Raw genomic sequence first — 17,422 nt, 5'->3', positions numbered from 1 at the left:
GCGCGGGTTATAATTTGCTCATATACCTAATGTACCCTTATTAGTCATAGAAAAAACGCAAGCATATGCAACTAGCATATACTTGCGTCTATGAAAATTATACCCAACGACCAACAATTGGATAACGCCAAGGCTCATCAGACAATGCTTTTACGATACCGATAATTGGTACAACAAATAACATGATGCCGAAAATGATTAAAAACGGTAACCCAATAAGAACAAAACTTAAAACAACTGAGATAGCGATTAAAATACCCATAACAATTTGGAAGAGCAATGCTTGAATAGAAATCGCCTTCACTTCCTCATCCGAACTAATTAAGAAGAAAATAATAGGTACTAACCATGGCGCAAAAAATGCACTTGCGTGTATGATTACTTTAGACCATTTAGTCTCCATATATATCAACCCTTTCTTTGTACTTTGTCTATGTTTTATGTACTACTATTTACGGAACTATACCCGTAATAGTTTCACATTAAATAAGATTTATTAAATTTTTTTTGGAAGGCTGTGATGAGAGATGGAATTTAACAACACATTAGCAAACGAATATGAAAAGGGTATTCGTCGTACATTGCCAAGCTATGATGCCATGCTACGTTTAATACAAACCTTTTATCATTCCACACTGCCAGATAAAGCTGATATGTTAATTGTGGGTGCAGGAAGCGGCAATGAAATTTTACAGCTTGCAGATGGAAGGCCCGACTGGTCATTCACAGGTATTGATCCATCAGAGTCCATGCTCAGCATAGCAAAGGAACGTCTACACACTCTACCCAATACGCTGTCTTTCCACCAAGGAACAATACTAGATACTCAATTACCCTCCATAAAATACGATGCAGCAAGTTGTGTTCTCGTTCTGCATTTTATTCTGGGTTATGAAGAAAAACTATCTACATTAGAAGAAATCGCAAGACATTTAAAGCCTGGAGCACCGTTTGTCCTTGTCTCAAAATATGGTCAGCCCGGCTCTTTAGAAACTGAACTACAATTTGATTTATGGCGTTCCTATTGGCTACAACATACAAAGCTTTCTGCATCTGATGTAGCAGAGATGGAAAAATCCATTCGCTCCCTTTCGTTTATGCGTGAAGAGGATATTTTAACACTGCTACAAAAGGCGGGCTTTACAAAACCTTCTAGATTTTTTGCCACTACTTTATTTGCTGGTTGGGTATGCTTTAAAGAGGGGCACTAAATAAATATTTTGTAGTAAATAATTTGAGGTGAAAACCGTGATAAGCACCATTGGTATTACAAAACAACAACAATTACTAAAAGATTTTCCATTGGAAGTTATACATCAGCAAGAATTTGAATGGTATTGGGTTGATTTTAATTGCCCTACAGCCGAAGAAGAATCATTATTAGATACATTTTTCCATTTCCATCCGCTTGCTATTGAAGATTGCTTAATGCGATTACAGCGCCCAAAGCTCGATTTCTATGATGATTTTCATTTCTTTGTTATTCATCGAGTAAATGAAGAGACCCTAGCTGCAGAAGAGGTTAATATTTTTGCCTCCAATAAATTTATTGTGACGTTCCATAAAAACCCTGTTCCTGAAATAGATAAGGTACAAAAGATACTAGCAAGCCAACCAAAGAATTGGGAACGGGGGACGGTTTATTTAACATATCAAACAATTGATAAAATCGTGGATAGCTATTTCCCTCTTGTTTATAAAATTGAAGATCATCTTAATGCACTTGAAGGCGAACTTACATACCAAAGCAACGTAAATGCCATGAAGATTGTCTTCGAATTCCGTAGCGATTTGCTTGACCTTAGACGCACTATTTTACCGATGCGAGATCTTTTATATCGAATTCTTAATTCTTACCGTTTTTCTTTAAACAAATCAGAAAGAGCTTATTTCGGGGATATATACGACCATCTCATTAAACTAACTGAAATGGTTGAATCCAATCGAGAATTGACAGCGGATATGCGCGATAGCTATATGGCTATGAGCTCAAGTCGCATGAACGGCATTATGATGACTTTAACCATTGTATCAACTATCTTTATTCCCCTTACTTTTATTGCTGGTGTATATGGCATGAACTTTGATAACATGCCTGAGCTTCATGGCCATTACAGCTATTTTATTGTACTAAGCTCCATGATTATTATTGCGATCTTTATGCTAGCTATCTTTAAACATAAAGGCTGGTTTAAATTATTTAAACCATAAAAAAAGCTGCTCGTTTTGTCATGAAACGAGCAGTCTCCTTTTTCAAGAAGTTAATAGGGTCCCCTATCATCAATTTTATTATCACCTTGCTGCGGAAATAAAAAGTATGCTAGTACGCCTGATCCCAAAGTTGCACAGATTGTAATTAATAATCGCTCAACAGAGGGTACCTCAGCATAATAGTTTCGTAACATATAAACAGAGCCAATTGCGACAATAACCATGACTGGGATGACAAATTTAAAACGCTTTTTCTCCATATAATACCTCCTCTACTCCCTTTTTACGTACAGTCTCTATCTTGCTAAACAGTTCGTATTTTACAGGTTTCCTATTTTAAATTCAAATTTACTTCGCTTCACTAATTGAACTGACAATAAAGTAAAAAAATAAAGAAATAACCAAATTTTTAACCAAATATTCAGCAAATAATAGTAAAATAGATTTAATACCAATTATTTATCAAATTTACAAACCTAACAAATTTCAAAAGGCTTTTTTACTTACAATTTATTATGGATATTAGGAATGGAGCAAATAATAATGAGTTGGTTTTCCAAAAACAGTAGTGCTAACTATTCAATTACATTAACACCTGAAAATTTTAAGAATGATGTTCGACTAGATGTATCGAACTACCCAAATCTTCAAAAACAATTGCAACTTTTAAATTTAACAGTAGACGATTTAGCAATCATTAAACAACTACAACCGCTTGCAAAGGATCTCATCCCTGCAATGGTGGAGCAATTTTATGCTGCCATTAGTTTAAGCCAAGATCTAATCGATATTATTAATAGAACATCACATATTGACCGTTTGAAAATTACATTACATAAACATTTAAGTGATATTTTTGAGAGTCATATAAATGATGCCTACATTGCCGAAAGAAAGGCAATTGCCGAGACTCACGTGCGAATTGGTTTACAATCCAAATGGTATATTGCCTCATTCCAATCACTCACTTCTACATTCACAAATTTTGTGAGCGAAGTGGACATCTCAAAACAAGATGCCATTCGTGCCATAAATGCTTTTTGTAAAATCATTAATTTCGAGCAACAGCTTGTGATTGAGGCCTATGAAAATGAAGAAGAACGCATTCGCTCAGTGGCTGATGCAACAAAAAACTCTCTTGTTACAACCATTCAGAGTACAGCAGAGGAGCTCAACTCTATTAGTGAAGAAACAGCAGCATCACTATTGGTTATTTCCTCGCAGACAGATGATATTGCTGTGGCGACAAAGCAAGGATTAAGCTTCGTAGCAGATACCCAAGAAAAATCAAGACGTGGTCAACTGCAGCTTAAAGAACAAAATGATTTAATCCAAGTCATTTTACAAAGTGTCAACAGTCTGGAGGTAACGATGAATCAGCTACGTACTTCTTCTCAGAAAATTTCTGAGATTGTTGGACTTGTTACAGGTATTGCTGATCAAACCAATTTATTAGCCTTAAATGCTTCCATCGAGGCTGCTCGAGCTGGAGAACATGGGAAAGGTTTCGCGGTGGTGGCTGAGGAAGTACGCAAGCTTGCTGAGGAAACAAAAAATGCCGTACAAAATGTTTCACACCTCATTAAAGAAACAGAAAGCAATATTACAACGATGGCCAATTCCGTTCTTAATGTGGATCAAAAAATTCAGCACAGTGTCAATACACAAGAGAATTTATCCAAGTCATTTAATGATATTGCCGATGCTGTTTCTGGCATTCAACAGCAATATGTCAACACATCAAGAGATATTTCAGCCATCTCTAATCTAATTACTGAATTATCACAGGGAGCTACGCTCGTTTCTTCTTCTTCTGACTCTCTTATTAATGTAGTTAATGAACTAAATATGTAAAATGAAAGGGAAATTCACTTTTAAAAGCGAATTTCCCTTTCTCCTTAATGTGGTAATGCACGTTTTTGCTTACGGTGCTCTCGTCTTGCTGGCCCTGTTTCAAACAAACGTTTTTCTTCATCTGTTTCAGGATAAATCGCAGGAACTGGTACTGGTTTCCCTTCCTCATTTACTGCAACCATCGTAACAAAGGATTCTGTCGTTAATTTTTCCTCGCCAGTCTCAATATTACGAGAAACAACACGAACGTAAACTTCCATAGAAGAACGTCCTGTAGACGAAACAATACTCTCGATTTCAAGAATATCCCCTACATGTGCAGCCGATAAAAAATCAACCGAATCAATAGAGGCTGTAACTACGAGTCCCTTCGCATGTTTCATTGCTGTAATAGCAGCGATTTCATCAATATAAGCTAACACTCTTCCACCGAAAATAGAATTGTGATTATTTGTGTCTGGGGGTAATACGAGACGCGATTGAACCGTACGTGATTGGCTCATTGGTACAGCGTTGTTTGGCATAATACTTGCAACTTCCCTTCATGTAATGTTCTTTCGTCATCGTATCGCAGAAGAAGAGCTGATGCAAATTTAGAATGATTTTTTCATCGAAATAAATTTCATATCGCTCATTTCCTCAATGGCCCACTTAATTCCTTCTCGTCCATAACCACTCATCTTCACACCACCATATGGCATGTTATCTACCCTGAATGTCGGAATATCATTAATAATGACAGTACCAGCCTGTAATTCGTCTGCTGCATATAAGGCATCTGACAATATATTCGTGTAAATACCCGCATTTAGACCAAGGTCCGACTCGTTCACAAGTCGAATCGCGTCGTCTAATGTTTCATATGAAACAATTGAGACGATTGGTGCGAATGTTTCCTGACAGATAATTTTCATGTCAGCTGTTACATTCGTCATAACTGTTGGTGTTAGAGTACGTTCTGTAAATTCGCCACCTGTTGCAATAACTGCCCCTTGTTCTTGCGCTTCCTCAACCCACGCTCGGATACGTTCTACCTCATTTGGATTAATCATGGCACTGACATCTGTCTTTGTATCTAACGGGTCTCCTACTATAAGTTTTTTCGTTTCTTCAACGAATGCTTCAGTAAATTCATCAATGATGGACGAATGCACATAAATACGTTGTAACGAAATACATACTTGTCCAGCAAAGTTGAAAGCACCGCTTACGCAACGACTAACAATTTTATGAATTGGCGTCGATGGTTCGACAATTACGGCTGCATTAGAACCTAGTTCTAACGTTATTTTACGCAAACCGACCTTTTCTTTAATGCTCAAACCAACTTTACTACTGCCTGTAAAGGTTACTTTTTTGACGTATGGATGCGTAACAAGTGTATCACTAAGCTCGCCACCACTTCCTGTTACGATCTGCAACGCGCCATCAGGTAATCCTGCTTCACGAAAAATTTCAGCCATCACAATAGCACTTAACGGCGTTTGTGTTGCTGGCTTTAATACAACCGTATTACCTACTGCAAATGCTGGGCCTAATTTATGTGCCACTAAATTGAATGGAAAATTAAACGGCGTAATGGCTGAGATTACACCTAATGGTTCTCGTTTTGTCCAGCCTATACGATCTCCAGCTCCAGGTGCTGCATCCATCGGAACAGTCTCACCCTTAGACTGTTTAGCTCCCTCTGCCGCAAATTGATAGGTTGCGATTGTACGATCCATTTCGGCTAATCCTGCTACTATAGGCTTCCCTGCCTCTAATGCTAAAATTTCAGCAAATTCTTCTTTACGTTGTCGCATAATCTCAACAACTTTATATAATATTTCGGCACGTTCGTAGGCTGTAGTCTTTTTAAACGATTGGAATGCCTGCTGTGCACCTTCGATAGCTCTCTCTACATCTTGTATCGATGCTTTTGCTACCTGAGCAATAACCTCACCACTATACGGAGATGTTAGCTCATAGCTTTCCTTGGCATCTTGCCACTGACCATTCATCCATAGTTTTGTTTCCTTCATCCTTCAAATGCACCTCCAAATAATCAAGTTCTCCTTTATTCTATCATGAAGAACTTGAACTTGATGCAATAGCAGCTGCACTAACCGCAGCTATCATCGCTGCTTGCTGTGCTTGGATTAATAATTCAATGGAAGACATAATGGTCATGGACAAAGATTTTTGCACCTTCGCCATATCATAAATAGCGATTTGTACAGCCATAAAGAGAACAAATTCACGGTGCCATTTTAATAATTTCAAGTCCTTTAATTCATGATATAAATCAATAATATCTTGAAGCTGTGCTTTAGTAAGACTTAGTATGGCTAAAAAGCCGAGTAAAGGATAATGCATAGCCTTGACCTTTACATTTTGGTTTTTGAGTGTATCACGGAGTGCCACAACATTTGGTGCTAGATTAACATCAAATTGTGGGGATAAAAATGTTAATACCTGTGATAGCCACTGTAGTTCATTACCAGCATTAAAATTATATGTTCGTAATTCTTTATAATATTGATTCATTGTTTCCGCCCGTAGCTCAACATCATCAGATGGACTACTCAATAACACTGCATAAGGAATGTCCTCATAAGATGTTAAAAATGGATGATGTTTACGAATAGCATCGAATAAAGTTCTAGCTGCCTGTGCATGTGCTTTTTTATTTTGTTCATCCTCAGTCAAAAACTGTGCTCCGATATAGCTGAAATTGCCGCTTCTAAATTTTGCTTCCTTCAAGATACTCACGTTTGTAAGTAAATTCTCGACTGCCTTTTCAGTATCTTCTTGCTCCAATAAATTGGCGGCAATACTATACCCAACTGTTGTTCGTAAAGGGGACATCCACGAGGATTGCTTCTTCATCTCTTGCAGAACATTTTTATATCTTATTGCATCAAAAGTTTTTCCTGACGCTACAAATTTACTAGCAATCGCTAAAACAATTTTACGATCGACTGTCCAACCAGCAGCCTTTGATACATCCTCAACTGTATTTGTAAGTTCATTTTCAATCAGCGCGTAATCCATATTTAGCACACTCCTTTACCCATTTTACGTTACAATCTGTGCGAAAGATTCAATCCTCTTTGTAACAATTAACATAAAAAGTAAACTTAATTTAATGTATGTTACTTCATTTATCTGATTTAATAGGAAATATTAACAACTATAAAAGGAGGTCTTGAGGATGATAGCAAAAACCACAAGAAAACTATTATTTACCGTCACCTTAAAGGATCGATTACATTTATTCCTATTTTTAAGAAATTCATCAACTAATATCGCTTTACATACTCTATTCCACAAAAATTAATATAAAAAACAGCGGCAAATTTTTCTGCCGCTGTACTATCCTTCATTTAAATTAACCCTAGTTCTCGTAACTCCTCAGATGTGAAGGCTCTTGACCTTGTTAGGAAACGTTTTCCCTCTACGCCCTCTAATGAGAACATGCCTCCTCTGCCCGCAACAACATCCAATATGATTTGTGTATGCTTCCAGTAATCATATTGATTTTTGTGCATGTAGAAAGGCGCACCACCAATCTCTCCAAGGCACACATCCTGATCTCCTAATAGCAAATCACCTTCTGGATAGCACATTGGCGAGGAGCCATCACAGCATCCGCCGGACTGATGAAACATCACAGGTCCATGTTTATCTTTTAATAGATTGATTAGTGCCAGCGCTTCTTCTGTAGCTAGTACACGTTCAACCACGCTCATGCACCTCCCTACGAATTAGAAGAAACCAAGTTTGTTTTCGCTGTAGCTAACTAATAGGTTTTTCGTTTGTTGGTAATGTGCTAACATCATTTTGTGATTTTCACGACCAACACCTGACATTTTATAGCCGCCAAATGCAGCATGTGCCGGATAAGCATGGTAACAGTTTGTCCAAACACGACCTGCTTGAATTTCACGACCGAAGCGATAAGCTGTATTAATATCTCTCGTCCAAACGCCAGAACCTAAGCCATATAATGTATCATTAGCCATTTCTAGTGCTTCCTCTTTTGTTTTAAACGTTGTTACAGCAACAACTGGTCCGAAAATTTCCTCTTGGAAAATACGCATTTTATTATTTCCCTTGAAGACTGTCGGTTTAATGTAGTAGCCATTTTCGAAGCCCTCGCCTACATTATTTTTCTCGCCACCAATTAGGCATTGTGCACCCTCTTGCTTACCAATATCTAAATAAGAAAGAATTTTTTCCATTTGCTCACTTGAAGCCTGCGCACCCATCATTGTGTTTGGATCAAGCGGATTGCCCACTTTAATGGCTTCTACACGCTGTAGTACACGCTCCATAAATTTATCGTATATAGATTCCTGGATCAGTGCACGTGAAGGACATGTACATACTTCTCCTTGATTGAGAGCAAATAGTACGAAGCCCTCTACGGCTTTATCTAAAAAGGCATCATCTTTATCCATAATATCTTCAAAGAAGATATTTGGTGATTTACCGCCCAATTCTAATGTAACGGGAATAAGATTTTGAGATGCATATTGCATAATTAAACGACCTGTCGTCGTCTCACCTGTAAAGGCAATTTTACCAATGCGAGGATTGGATGCAAGCGGTTTCCCTGCTTCTAAGCCAAATCCATTCACAACATTAATAACTCCTGGTGGTAATAAATCTTCTATTAATTCCACAAGCACCATAATAGATGCTGGTGTTTGCTCTGCAGGTTTTAATACGACACAGTTCCCAGCTGCAAGTGCTGGTGCGAGCTTCCATACTGCCATTAATAGTGGGAAGTTCCAAGGGATGATTTGACCCACTACACCAATCGGCTCATGGAAGTGATAAGCAACTGTATCGTTATCAATTTGGCTAACGGAACCTTCTTGAGCACGTAAGACTCCAGCAAAATAACGGAAATGATCAATTGCAAGAGGGATATCTGCATTTAATGTTTCGCGCACCGCTTTACCGTTATCCCATGTTTCAGCAACGGCTAGCTTTTCTAGATTTTCCTCAATACGGTCCGCAATTTTAAGTAAAATGTTTGCACGTTCTGTTGGTGATGTTTTGCCCCATGCATCTTTAGCAGCATGTGCTGCATCGAGTGCATGTTCAATATCCTCAGCTGTGGAACGTGCTACTTGTGTAAAAACTTGTCCAGTAACAGGAGTGACGTTATCAAAGTATTGACCTTTCACTGGGGGTGTCCATTCGCCACCAATATAATTATCATATTTCTGTTTGAATTGAACTACCGATCCTTCAGTGTTTGGAAATGCATAAACCATTTTACTTCTCCCCTTTACACAATTTAATGAGAACTATCTAGAAAAAACGTTATTTTATATCGGAATAACACTATTTTCATAGAAACCCTCTCAACTACTATATTGTCAGAAACGTAAAATAATTTCAACTTTTTCAAAAACTTTTCCATTTAATTTATTTTTGCTAGAAAAGCTTCTAGAATTCACGGCATGTACACGTTAAGGTATACTTAAAAATAATATAAAATATAGGAGAACAATATGCGTATTAATAAATATTTAAGTGAAACAGGCATCATATCCCGTCGTGGTGCTGATAAATGGGTTGCTGAAGGAAAAGTAACCATTAATGGTCAGTTGGCGACTGTCGGTAGTCAGGTTGAAACGGGTGATATAGTTTGCGTTGATGGAAAAGAGGTAAAGAAAGAACAACAGCTTGTCTATATTGCTCTGAATAAACCTGTCGGCATTACAAGTACAACAGAGCGTCATATAAAAGGCAATGTCGTTGATTTCGTCAATCATCCCTTACGTATTTTTCATATCGGACGTCTCGATAAGGAATCAGAGGGATTATTGTTATTAACTAATGATGGCGATATCGTCAATAAAATTCTGCGTGCAGAAAACCATCATGAAAAAGAATACATCGTTCAAGTTGATCAGCCTATAACAGCGCAATTTATTAAAAAAATGGGAGCCGGTGTTGATATTCTAGATACAACAACCTTACCTTGTCGTGTAGAAAAGATTTCGGACAAAGTTTTTAAAATCATTTTAGAGCAAGGCTTAAATCGTCAAATCCGCCGAATGTGCTCAGCGCTAGGTTATTCCGTTAAGCGCCTACAGCGTATTCGTATTATGAATATTAAGCTTGGTAATTTAAAAGTGGGCCAATGGCGTGATTTAACAGATAAGGAACGAACAGAACTATTCAAACTACTCAACTACACACCTAAATAAGCACTTAAAGGAGGGCGAGGACTATGATATCTATTCAAAGCACAGAGCAACTAACAGGGGTACGGGTTAGCGGGGATTATTGGGATTTAGATGAACTAATCAATGCGATCTATAAAGTAACTGGTGATGAAAATAAATACTATGATTATCAAGGTCCTCGACTACGTATTTTAAGCGTATGCTATAAACTAAGACATGCTATGCTCGGGGAACATCACCTTGATTTTGTGAGTAACGGACTTAATAAAAATGTCCTGACACAACATGAACTGATCTTTCCTAATAAAAATGTTTATTTTGCCACAGAAATTCTTTGGCCAGAAATAATATTTAGTGCGATTGCTTTAAATGATTTTATTGATTTGCATCAGCAGTTAAACAATGCGTCCATGTGGAATTATGAAATTGCCATTTTACGCAAGTTTCAAGCGGCTATTGCCGATTGTTTGGAACAGGAGATTGATGAGGAAGATTACGTTATGTTTGTCCGAATGCTACATGCTAAAAATCCATTCACTTTCCGTTTTGCTACGCAATATGTTGATGTTCTGAATCTAGAATATATTCAATTAAGTAAAGAGGAGCGAAAAGCACATTTAGCGGCATTTGCGGTGCGATTAATGGTAGAGGATCATGAATATTTGGCATTAAAATCAACTCTAATGGAAGCAGCCATTACGACTAAGCAAGCATTACATGATATCCAAATACAACTGAATTATCCTGAAGAAATACTATGGTGAACAAATCATGCCGTCTCAAAAACTTTGAGACGGCTACTTTTCTATTTAATGGTTTTGTAAGCCATTTTACGAATAACTCCCTCGTGCTGAGGATAGTCTGCTAAAAGCTCTTCCTGTGTAAACAATTCAAAATCTGCAAAGTCAAATCCTGGTGCAACCATACACCCGACTAGACTAAACGTCTCGGAATCCTCCACCGATGAGCCGAAAATGGTATTTTTCGGAACTGCAATTTGTGGTACCTCACCAGCTTCTACATTCAAACCAAGCTTTTTCGCCTCATAGGTACCATCGGGAAAAATCATATGAACTGTTAGTGGACTTCCCGCATGGTAATACCATAGCTCATCTGATTGCAATCGATGTAAATGTGAGATATCTTGTGAGCGTAATAAGAAATAAATACTCGTATAAATAGGTCTCTGAACATCTCTCACTGCTAGCTCGTCTGTGGCACGAAATGATGAAATGTAATAGCCTCCTTCTGGATGTTCGGCTAAATTTAATTGTTTAATAAAATATTGTGCTGAAAACTTCAACATGTATCACTCCTTTTTTCCACCTTACCAAAAAATAAAGTAAAAAGGCTACCTTTGATTTTTCAAGGGATCAGCTTTATCAAGAGGTAATCTTGATATATCGAAGATCAACTGAAAGGGCATCTCTTTGTTGAGATGCCCTTCAAATTCTATAATCCGCCTAAATAAGCTGCTTTTACTTGCTCGCTCTCTTGAAGCTCTTTTGCTGAACCAGCTAAAACAATACGTCCTGTTTCAAGTACATACGCACGATTAGCAACAGATAAAGCCATATTAGCATTTTGCTCAACAAGCAATACAGTTGTACCTTCTTTATTGACCTGTTCAATAATATTAAAGATGTTTTTAACCATTAGCGGTGCAAGACCCATCGAAGGTTCATCCATTAATAACAGTTTTGGTTTTGCCATTAAGGCACGGCCCATCGCAAGCATCTGCTGTTCCCCACCAGATAATGTGCCTGACTGCTGCTTGCGACGCTCTAATAAGCGCGGAAATAGCTCGAAAACATGATCCATATCTTTTTTAATACCAGCTTTATCATTACGTAGATAGGCACCAAGCTCTAAGTTTTCTTCTACTGACATATTGGCAAAAACACGACGACCCTCCGGAACGTGGGAAATTCCCGATTTAACAATAGTTTGTGCTGCCTTCCCAGCAATAGAGAAGCCCTCGTATTCAATAATGCCACCTTTTGGCTTCAGTAAACCTGATAATGTCTTTAACAATGTACTTTTTCCAGCACCATTTGCACCGATTAACGTTACAATTTCACCCTCGTTTACTTCTAAAGAGAGGCCCTTTAATGCTTGGATGTTGCCATAATAAACATCGATATTTTGTACTTTTAGCATTAGCCGATAACCTCCTCACCAAGGTACGCTTCAATTACCTTAGGATTGTTGCGAATTTCTTCTGGTGTCCCGTCAGCAATTAATTGTCCATGATCGAGTACATAAATGCGTTCACAAATACCCATAACTAAGCTCATATCATGCTCAATTAACAAAATGGTTAAGCCAAATTCTTTACGAATAAATGCAATTAACTCCATTAAATCATGTGTTTCCTGTGGGTTCATCCCTGCTGCTGGCTCATCCAATAATAGTAGCTTGGGATTCGCTGCTAAAGCACGAGCAATTTCTAAACGACGCTGCATTCCATATGGTAAATTTTTCGCTAGTTCATCCTTATAGACATCTAAGCCAAAGATTTTTAAGAATTCAATTGATTGATGCTCCATTGCTGCCTCACCCTTGAAATGAGTTGGCAAACGGAAAATAGAAGACCACATGGAATGCTTAGCAAGAGAATGATTGGCTACCTTAACATTGTCTAGAACAGATAGCTCTTTAAATAAGCGAATATTTTGGAACGTACGGCTAATACCCTTTTGCGTCACCTGATATGGTGCCAGTCCATTTAATCTCATACCATCAAAAGTAATTATACCTTCCGTTGGGGTATAAACCCCTGTCAGCATATTAAAGCTGGTTGTTTTCCCAGCACCATTAGGTCCAATTAGCCCTACTAATTCACCTTGATTAAGGTACATATTCACACCCTGTACCGCCTTTAAACCACCGAATTGAATCCCCATGTTTTCAACTTTTATAAGAAGGTTTCCAGTCATTATTTTGTACCTCCTTTTTTACCAAACTTAAATAACTGCGTAATTTCCTTTGTTCCCATTAAGCCGGTTGGACGATACAGCATGACAATAATTAATACTAAACTATAAATAATCATACGAGTTTCAGGGAAGTTTGCTAGATAAGTTGATACAAAAGTTAAGAAAATCGCTGCAATCACTGAACCAGAAAGACTCCCTAAGCCACCGAGTACAACATAAATTAAAATATCAAATGATTTTAAGAAACCAAATGTTGTCGGTTGGATAATATAAAAGTTATGTGCGAAAATAGCTCCAGCTAGACCTGCAAAGAAAGACCCAATCGCGAATGCAACAACTTTATAATAGGTCGTATTAATACCCATAGCATCCGCTGCAATTTCATCCTCACGAATGGAAATACACGCACGACCATGACGAGAATTTGTAAAGTTCGAGATAACGAGAATCGTTAACACAACACCAAAGAATGCATATGTCCAGTTAGATAAATATTTAACCTGCATCCCCGCTGCGCCACCAACATAATCCGTATTTAAAAAGATAATACGAATAATTTCAGCAAAGCCTAGTGTCGCAATTGCTAAATAATCTCCTTTTAAACGCAGAGTGGGAATCCCTACTATTAGACCAGCAACCGCTGCTGCGACTGCCCCTAAAAGGATAGCCAATGGGAATGGCAGCATTAATTTTGTGGTAATGATAGCGGACACATATGCACCAACTGCTAGGAACCCAGCATGCCCAATTGAGAATTGTCCAGTAACCCCAATAACAATATGCAAGCTGACAGCCAGCATGATGTTAATACACATTGTGATTAACATATTTTTGTAGTACAAATCAATTACTTCTGTTGTAATCAATAATTGCACAACTGCATAGATGACTAGCGCTATTACGGCATAGCCCCAAAAAATTTTAGACTTTTTCATAAAACCGCTCACCTACACTTTCTCACGGGCATTTTTACCAAAGATACCCGATGGTCTGAAGATTAAAATTAAAATTAAAATTACGAATGCCGCTGCATCACGCCATAATGAGAAGCCAAGCGCACTTACTAAGGACTCTACAACGCCTAGTAACATACCACCAACCATAGCGCCTGGGATGATACCAATACCACCAAGAACAGCTGCGATAAATGCTTTAACACCAGGAATAACACCCATTAAAGGATCAATCTTTGTATAATAAACACCGAAGATAACACCCGCTGCACCAGCTAAAGCTGAACCAATAGCAAATGTTGCAGAGATTGTATTATCAACGTTAATACCCATTAAGCGAGCTGCATCTGCATCGTGAGAAACGGCACGCATCGCTTTACCGATTTTTGTTTTATGTACGATGAATTGTAAAAGAATCATCAGTACAACTGCGACTGATAAAATTAAAATGGATGTACTGCTAATTTGTACACCAAAAATATCAAATGATTTATTTTTGAAAACTTCAGGATAAGCTGCTGGTTGAGCACCTCTGAAGAAAATAGTAGTGTATTCAATTAACAATGACACACCAATCGCTGTAATTAATGCTGCGATACGTGTTGCATTTCGTAAACGTTTATAGGCAATACGTTCAATTAAAACACCAAAGATCGCACAAACGGTCATTGCCAATAATAGAGCTGGGAAGAAACCAAGCTCCCATTTAGCAATTGCGTAAAAGCCAATAAATGACCCGATCATGAAAACATCACCATGAGCAAAGTTAATCAGCTTGATAATACCGTATACCATCGTATACCCTAACGCTATTAACGCGTAGATACTTCCAAGTGAAATACCGTTCACAAGTTGCTGTATCCATTCCATGCGCATTCACTCCTTTGAATTTTCTGAAAAATGAGAAATCTGTACATGCATCTATACTAGAAAGTTATGAATTACGTTAGCATTCTAGTTATCTAAAACATAAAAAGGAAGGCGTGTTTACCCGCCTCCCCCTTGCTTACAAAACATTAAGGATTAACTTTAGAGTTGAACACTTGTTTACCGTCTTTGAATTCAAGAACTGTTGCTGTTTTAATTGGGTTATGGTTTTCGTCAACTGAGAAAGTACCTGTTACTAAAGAAAGATCTTTTGTTGCAGCTAATTCATTTTTAATTGCTTCACCATCCGTAGAGCCTGCACGTTTAATCGCATCTGCAATGTAGTAAATTGAGTCATAACCAAGTGCATTAAATGCGTCAGGTGCTTTGTCACCATTTGCCGCTTTAAATGCCTTTACGAAATCTTGAATTTTTTGGTCTGGGTCTTCAGCAGAATAGTGGTTTGTGATGTATGTGTTATTCAATGCATCCGCACCAGCTAAATCTATTAAAGTTGGAGAATCCCAACCATCAGCACCCATTAAAGGTACATCAATACCCATTTCACGTGCTTGTTTAACGATTAAACCAACTTCTTCATAGTATCCTGGGATAAAGATGAAATCTGGATTTGATGCTTTAATATTTGTTAACTGTGTACGGAAGTCTGTATCCTTCGCTACATAAGCTTCTTCTTTCACAACTTTTCCGCCACTCTTAGTAATTGTTTCTTTAAAGGATTTTGCCAAACCTTTTGCATAGTCTGATGCATTATCTGCGAAAATAGCTACATTTTTCGCATCTAGCTCGCCTGAGGCAAAGTTAGCCGCTACAATTCCTTGGAATGGATCGATAAAGCATGTGCGGAATGCATATTCATTCACACTGCCATCTTCGTTTACTGTAATATTTGGCGCTGTACCAGAACCAGTTACAATTGGAATTTTATTATCATTGGCTATTTGAACCGTTGCTACTGTATTTCCTGAAGTTGCAGGCGCTAGCATTGCTACTACTTTATCTTGCGTTGCTAGTTTAATAGCAGCTGAGGTTGCCTCAGAGTTCTCTGATTTATTATCTACTTTAATCAGTTCAATTTTCTTGCCGTCAATACCGCCAGCATCATTAATTTCTTTTACAGCCAGTTCTGCACCTAGCCCAATAGAGGAACCATAAGATGCTACATTCCCCGAAAGCTCTAAGTTGGCACCAATTTTAATTGTATCGCCATCAGATGAACCTCCGCCTGATGATGAGCCTCCGCCAGAACTTGAATCGTCTCCGTTACCACAACCTGCAAGAACACCAGCAAGTAATGAAGATGCTACTAAAAGTGAACCGAACTTCTTAAGCTTTTTGCTCTCTCTCATAATTAAATTCCCCCTGAAAATTTCTAAAATATTAGATATTTCTGATAATTATAAACAATTAAATTCATTTACTCAATAGCAAAAATAATTATTTATAACTATCCTAAAACGAATGAAAAATATTATTCATATAAGCCTTTTACATTGTAAAACATTCTTTATATTTAGTCTAGAGTGATTTTTCAGTATAATTAGTTATTTGTGAATTATCTTTTAATTTTACATAAAGACTAGTACAAAACTATTAGATGAAATTACTTTTTTACAATAAAGTCTAAGTAAGAGCGTTCATTTTCTCATATCATTATTTCCCTGAAAATAATTACTGCGATGTTACTTTATTTAAATTAGAAAAGCTTAGAGTTGGTTTCCCAAGCTCTAAGCTCTTTTTAAGACAAACACACAAAGACGTTCATTAATATTGGTTTCATTTTCTAAATGAACCTCATGAAGTAATTCAAATGATGTTCCGTGATGTAAAAATTGTAAATAATCATAAGGCGGATAATATAAAATTAAATGAATATCTCGCATTCGCTGTTCATAGGATTTCCAAATATTATGAATGACTGTACGAAAAATATGAATCGAAAAAGGGTTGAAGAAGAAGAACACATTATCACGTGACTTTATTTCATAAGCCTCAGCTATTGTATGAATAAACGAAATGGGTGCATGTGCTTTCATTTTTTGGAGATAACTACGTTTATTTTCTTCAGCCTCTGCATAAAATCCTGCATCCATTTCTATCCCAATAGTCGGAATACGGAACTTATGATGCACATAAATGGGTACTCTTCCTTTTCCACATCCCATATCAATGAATACTGGATTGTCCGGCATCTCGTACGCTTCAAACAATTGTTCCAACCCGCTATATGGTGTTGGCTCATATCGGTGATAGTGTGCGAGTTTTGGGAAACCGTATTGTTCTCCCACTGTGTTAATATGCAAATATTTATCAAACTGCTGTTCATTCATATGAAAAGACTCCTCAGAAAAGAATGCTTTATTTTAACACGATAAAATGCAAAAACCAT

Annotated in this window: 19 protein-coding genes; 5 read left to right on the top strand and 14 right to left on the bottom strand. The window is 37.5% G+C overall.

Annotation, left to right across the window (positions count from 1 at the left end; genetic code table 11):
* Positions 1-97 precede the first annotated feature (97 nt).
* A complete protein-coding gene (locus MHI34_RS08000; protein ID WP_036123796.1) occupies positions 98-403 on the bottom strand; it encodes a DUF4870 domain-containing protein in 306 nt (101 codons plus the stop codon).
* 124 nt (positions 404-527) lie between these two features.
* On the opposite strand from MHI34_RS08000, the gene MHI34_RS07995 reads away from it, so the two are divergent.
* On the top strand, positions 528-1,211 hold the full coding sequence (locus MHI34_RS07995; protein WP_089933386.1) for a class I SAM-dependent methyltransferase: 684 nt from the start codon (positions 528-530) through the stop codon (positions 1,209-1,211).
* Between the two features lie 37 nt (positions 1,212-1,248).
* Positions 1,249-2,211, top strand: coding sequence for a magnesium/cobalt transporter CorA (gene corA / locus MHI34_RS07990; RefSeq protein ID WP_089933383.1), 963 nt, complete (start codon positions 1,249-1,251; stop codon positions 2,209-2,211).
* 50 nt (positions 2,212-2,261) lie between these two features.
* Here the strand turns inward: corA and MHI34_RS07985 are convergent, their stop codons facing one another.
* Positions 2,262-2,471 carry a hypothetical protein gene (locus tag MHI34_RS07985; RefSeq protein WP_036123806.1) on the bottom strand — a complete coding sequence of 70 codons (210 nt, stop codon included), beginning with the start codon at positions 2,469-2,471 and terminating at the stop codon, positions 2,262-2,264.
* A gap of 283 nt (positions 2,472-2,754) precedes the next feature.
* Here MHI34_RS07985 and MHI34_RS07980 point away from each other — a divergent pair, with 283 nt between their 5' ends.
* The gene (locus MHI34_RS07980) at positions 2,755-4,065 is read left to right on the top strand and encodes a globin-coupled sensor protein (protein ID WP_036123811.1); all 1,311 of its coding nucleotides are present in this window, start codon (positions 2,755-2,757) and stop codon (positions 4,063-4,065) included.
* Between the two features lie 44 nt (positions 4,066-4,109).
* Here the strand turns inward: MHI34_RS07980 and MHI34_RS07975 are convergent, their stop codons facing one another.
* The 5 genes from MHI34_RS07975 to adh form a co-directional block, all read right to left on the bottom strand.
* Positions 4,110-4,589, bottom strand: a complete 480-nt coding sequence (locus MHI34_RS07975; RefSeq protein ID WP_016992152.1) for an acyl-CoA thioesterase — start codon at positions 4,587-4,589, stop codon at positions 4,110-4,112.
* Positions 4,590-4,658: 69 nt separating this feature from the next.
* Positions 4,659-6,086, bottom strand: coding sequence for an aldehyde dehydrogenase family protein (locus tag MHI34_RS07970; protein ID WP_342504325.1), 1,428 nt, complete (start codon positions 6,084-6,086; stop codon positions 4,659-4,661).
* 43 nt (positions 6,087-6,129) lie between these two features.
* A complete protein-coding gene (locus tag MHI34_RS07965) occupies positions 6,130-7,098 on the bottom strand; it encodes a DUF4003 family protein (RefSeq protein WP_340812365.1) in 969 nt (322 codons plus the stop codon).
* A gap of 332 nt (positions 7,099-7,430) precedes the next feature.
* The gene (locus tag MHI34_RS07960) at positions 7,431-7,790 is read right to left on the bottom strand and encodes a DUF779 domain-containing protein (protein WP_036123819.1); all 360 of its coding nucleotides are present in this window, start codon (positions 7,788-7,790) and stop codon (positions 7,431-7,433) included.
* 21 nt (positions 7,791-7,811) lie between these two features.
* Positions 7,812-9,332 (bottom strand): aldehyde dehydrogenase, encoded by a 1,521-nt coding sequence (gene adh, locus MHI34_RS07955; RefSeq protein WP_342504324.1) that lies wholly within the window; start codon positions 9,330-9,332, stop codon positions 7,812-7,814.
* A 240-nt stretch (positions 9,333-9,572) separates the two neighbouring features.
* Between adh and rluF the strand changes: the two genes are divergently transcribed.
* Both rluF and MHI34_RS07945 read left to right on the top strand, forming a co-directional pair.
* The gene (gene rluF, locus MHI34_RS07950; protein WP_036123828.1) at positions 9,573-10,274 is read left to right on the top strand and encodes a 23S rRNA pseudouridine(2604) synthase RluF; all 702 of its coding nucleotides are present in this window, start codon (positions 9,573-9,575) and stop codon (positions 10,272-10,274) included.
* A 23-nt stretch (positions 10,275-10,297) separates the two neighbouring features.
* On the top strand, positions 10,298-11,017 hold the full coding sequence (locus tag MHI34_RS07945) for a hypothetical protein (protein WP_036123832.1): 720 nt from the start codon (positions 10,298-10,300) through the stop codon (positions 11,015-11,017).
* Positions 11,018-11,058: 41 nt separating this feature from the next.
* On the opposite strand, the gene MHI34_RS07940 is transcribed toward MHI34_RS07945, so the two are convergent.
* From MHI34_RS07940 to MHI34_RS07910, 7 genes are all read right to left on the bottom strand, one after another.
* Entirely contained in the window at positions 11,059-11,559 is a 501-nt protein-coding gene (locus MHI34_RS07940; RefSeq protein WP_170829857.1) for a cupin domain-containing protein, read from the bottom strand.
* 146 nt (positions 11,560-11,705) lie between these two features.
* A complete protein-coding gene (locus MHI34_RS07935; protein WP_036123837.1) occupies positions 11,706-12,413 on the bottom strand; it encodes an ABC transporter ATP-binding protein in 708 nt (235 codons plus the stop codon).
* Positions 12,413-13,192, bottom strand: coding sequence for an ABC transporter ATP-binding protein (locus tag MHI34_RS07930; RefSeq protein WP_036123840.1), 780 nt, complete (start codon positions 13,190-13,192; stop codon positions 12,413-12,415). Before MHI34_RS07930 ends, MHI34_RS07935 begins: the two co-directional genes overlap by 1 nt.
* Entirely contained in the window at positions 13,192-14,127 is a 936-nt protein-coding gene (locus MHI34_RS07925; RefSeq protein WP_036123842.1) for a branched-chain amino acid ABC transporter permease, read from the bottom strand. Before MHI34_RS07925 ends, MHI34_RS07930 begins: the two co-directional genes overlap by 1 nt.
* A gap of 12 nt (positions 14,128-14,139) precedes the next feature.
* On the bottom strand, positions 14,140-15,015 hold the full coding sequence (locus MHI34_RS07920) for a branched-chain amino acid ABC transporter permease (protein WP_036123845.1): 876 nt from the start codon (positions 15,013-15,015) through the stop codon (positions 14,140-14,142).
* Positions 15,016-15,161: 146 nt separating this feature from the next.
* Positions 15,162-16,382, bottom strand: a complete 1,221-nt coding sequence (locus MHI34_RS07915) for an ABC transporter substrate-binding protein (RefSeq protein WP_036123848.1) — start codon at positions 16,380-16,382, stop codon at positions 15,162-15,164.
* Positions 16,383-16,760: 378 nt separating this feature from the next.
* Positions 16,761-17,363 (bottom strand): SAM-dependent methyltransferase, encoded by a 603-nt coding sequence (locus MHI34_RS07910; RefSeq protein ID WP_036123850.1) that lies wholly within the window; start codon positions 17,361-17,363, stop codon positions 16,761-16,763.
* Positions 17,364-17,422: the final 59 nt, after the last annotated feature.

Origin of the sequence: Lysinibacillus sp. FSL L8-0126, assembly GCF_038630385.1 — a bacterium.
Lineage (GTDB): Bacteria > Bacillota > Bacilli > Bacillales_A > Planococcaceae > Lysinibacillus > Lysinibacillus fusiformis_D.
Note: the sequence above shows the minus strand (reverse complement) of the source record. Positions and strands in the feature narration are given on the sequence as shown.

Coding starts and splice junctions, on each gene's coding strand:
- MHI34_RS08000 (WP_036123796.1), bottom strand. CDS start 403: ATGGAGACTAAATGGTCTAAAGTAATCATACACGCAAGTGCATTTTTT.
- MHI34_RS07995 (WP_089933386.1), top strand. CDS start 528: ATGGAATTTAACAACACATTAGCAAACGAATATGAAAAGGGTATTCGT.
- MHI34_RS07985 (WP_036123806.1), bottom strand. CDS start 2,471: ATGGAGAAAAAGCGTTTTAAATTTGTCATCCCAGTCATGGTTATTGTC.
- MHI34_RS07980 (WP_036123811.1), top strand. CDS start 2,755: ATGAGTTGGTTTTCCAAAAACAGTAGTGCTAACTATTCAATTACATTA.
- MHI34_RS07975 (WP_016992152.1), bottom strand. CDS start 4,589: ATGCCAAACAACGCTGTACCAATGAGCCAATCACGTACGGTTCAATCG.
- MHI34_RS07970 (WP_342504325.1), bottom strand. CDS start 6,086: ATGAAGGAAACAAAACTATGGATGAATGGTCAGTGGCAAGATGCCAAG.
- MHI34_RS07965 (WP_340812365.1), bottom strand. CDS start 7,098: ATGGATTACGCGCTGATTGAAAATGAACTTACAAATACAGTTGAGGAT.
- adh (WP_342504324.1), bottom strand. CDS start 9,332: ATGGTTTATGCATTTCCAAACACTGAAGGATCGGTAGTTCAATTCAAA.
- rluF (WP_036123828.1), top strand. CDS start 9,573: ATGCGTATTAATAAATATTTAAGTGAAACAGGCATCATATCCCGTCGT.
- MHI34_RS07945 (WP_036123832.1), top strand. CDS start 10,298: ATGATATCTATTCAAAGCACAGAGCAACTAACAGGGGTACGGGTTAGC.
- MHI34_RS07940 (WP_170829857.1), bottom strand. CDS start 11,559: ATGTTGAAGTTTTCAGCACAATATTTTATTAAACAATTAAATTTAGCC.
- MHI34_RS07935 (WP_036123837.1), bottom strand. CDS start 12,413: ATGCTAAAAGTACAAAATATCGATGTTTATTATGGCAACATCCAAGCA.
- MHI34_RS07930 (WP_036123840.1), bottom strand. CDS start 13,192: ATGACTGGAAACCTTCTTATAAAAGTTGAAAACATGGGGATTCAATTC.
- MHI34_RS07925 (WP_036123842.1), bottom strand. CDS start 14,127: ATGAAAAAGTCTAAAATTTTTTGGGGCTATGCCGTAATAGCGCTAGTC.
- MHI34_RS07920 (WP_036123845.1), bottom strand. CDS start 15,015: ATGGAATGGATACAGCAACTTGTGAACGGTATTTCACTTGGAAGTATC.
- MHI34_RS07915 (WP_036123848.1), bottom strand. CDS start 16,382: ATGAGAGAGAGCAAAAAGCTTAAGAAGTTCGGTTCACTTTTAGTAGCA.
- MHI34_RS07910 (WP_036123850.1), bottom strand. CDS start 17,363: ATGAATGAACAGCAGTTTGATAAATATTTGCATATTAACACAGTGGGA.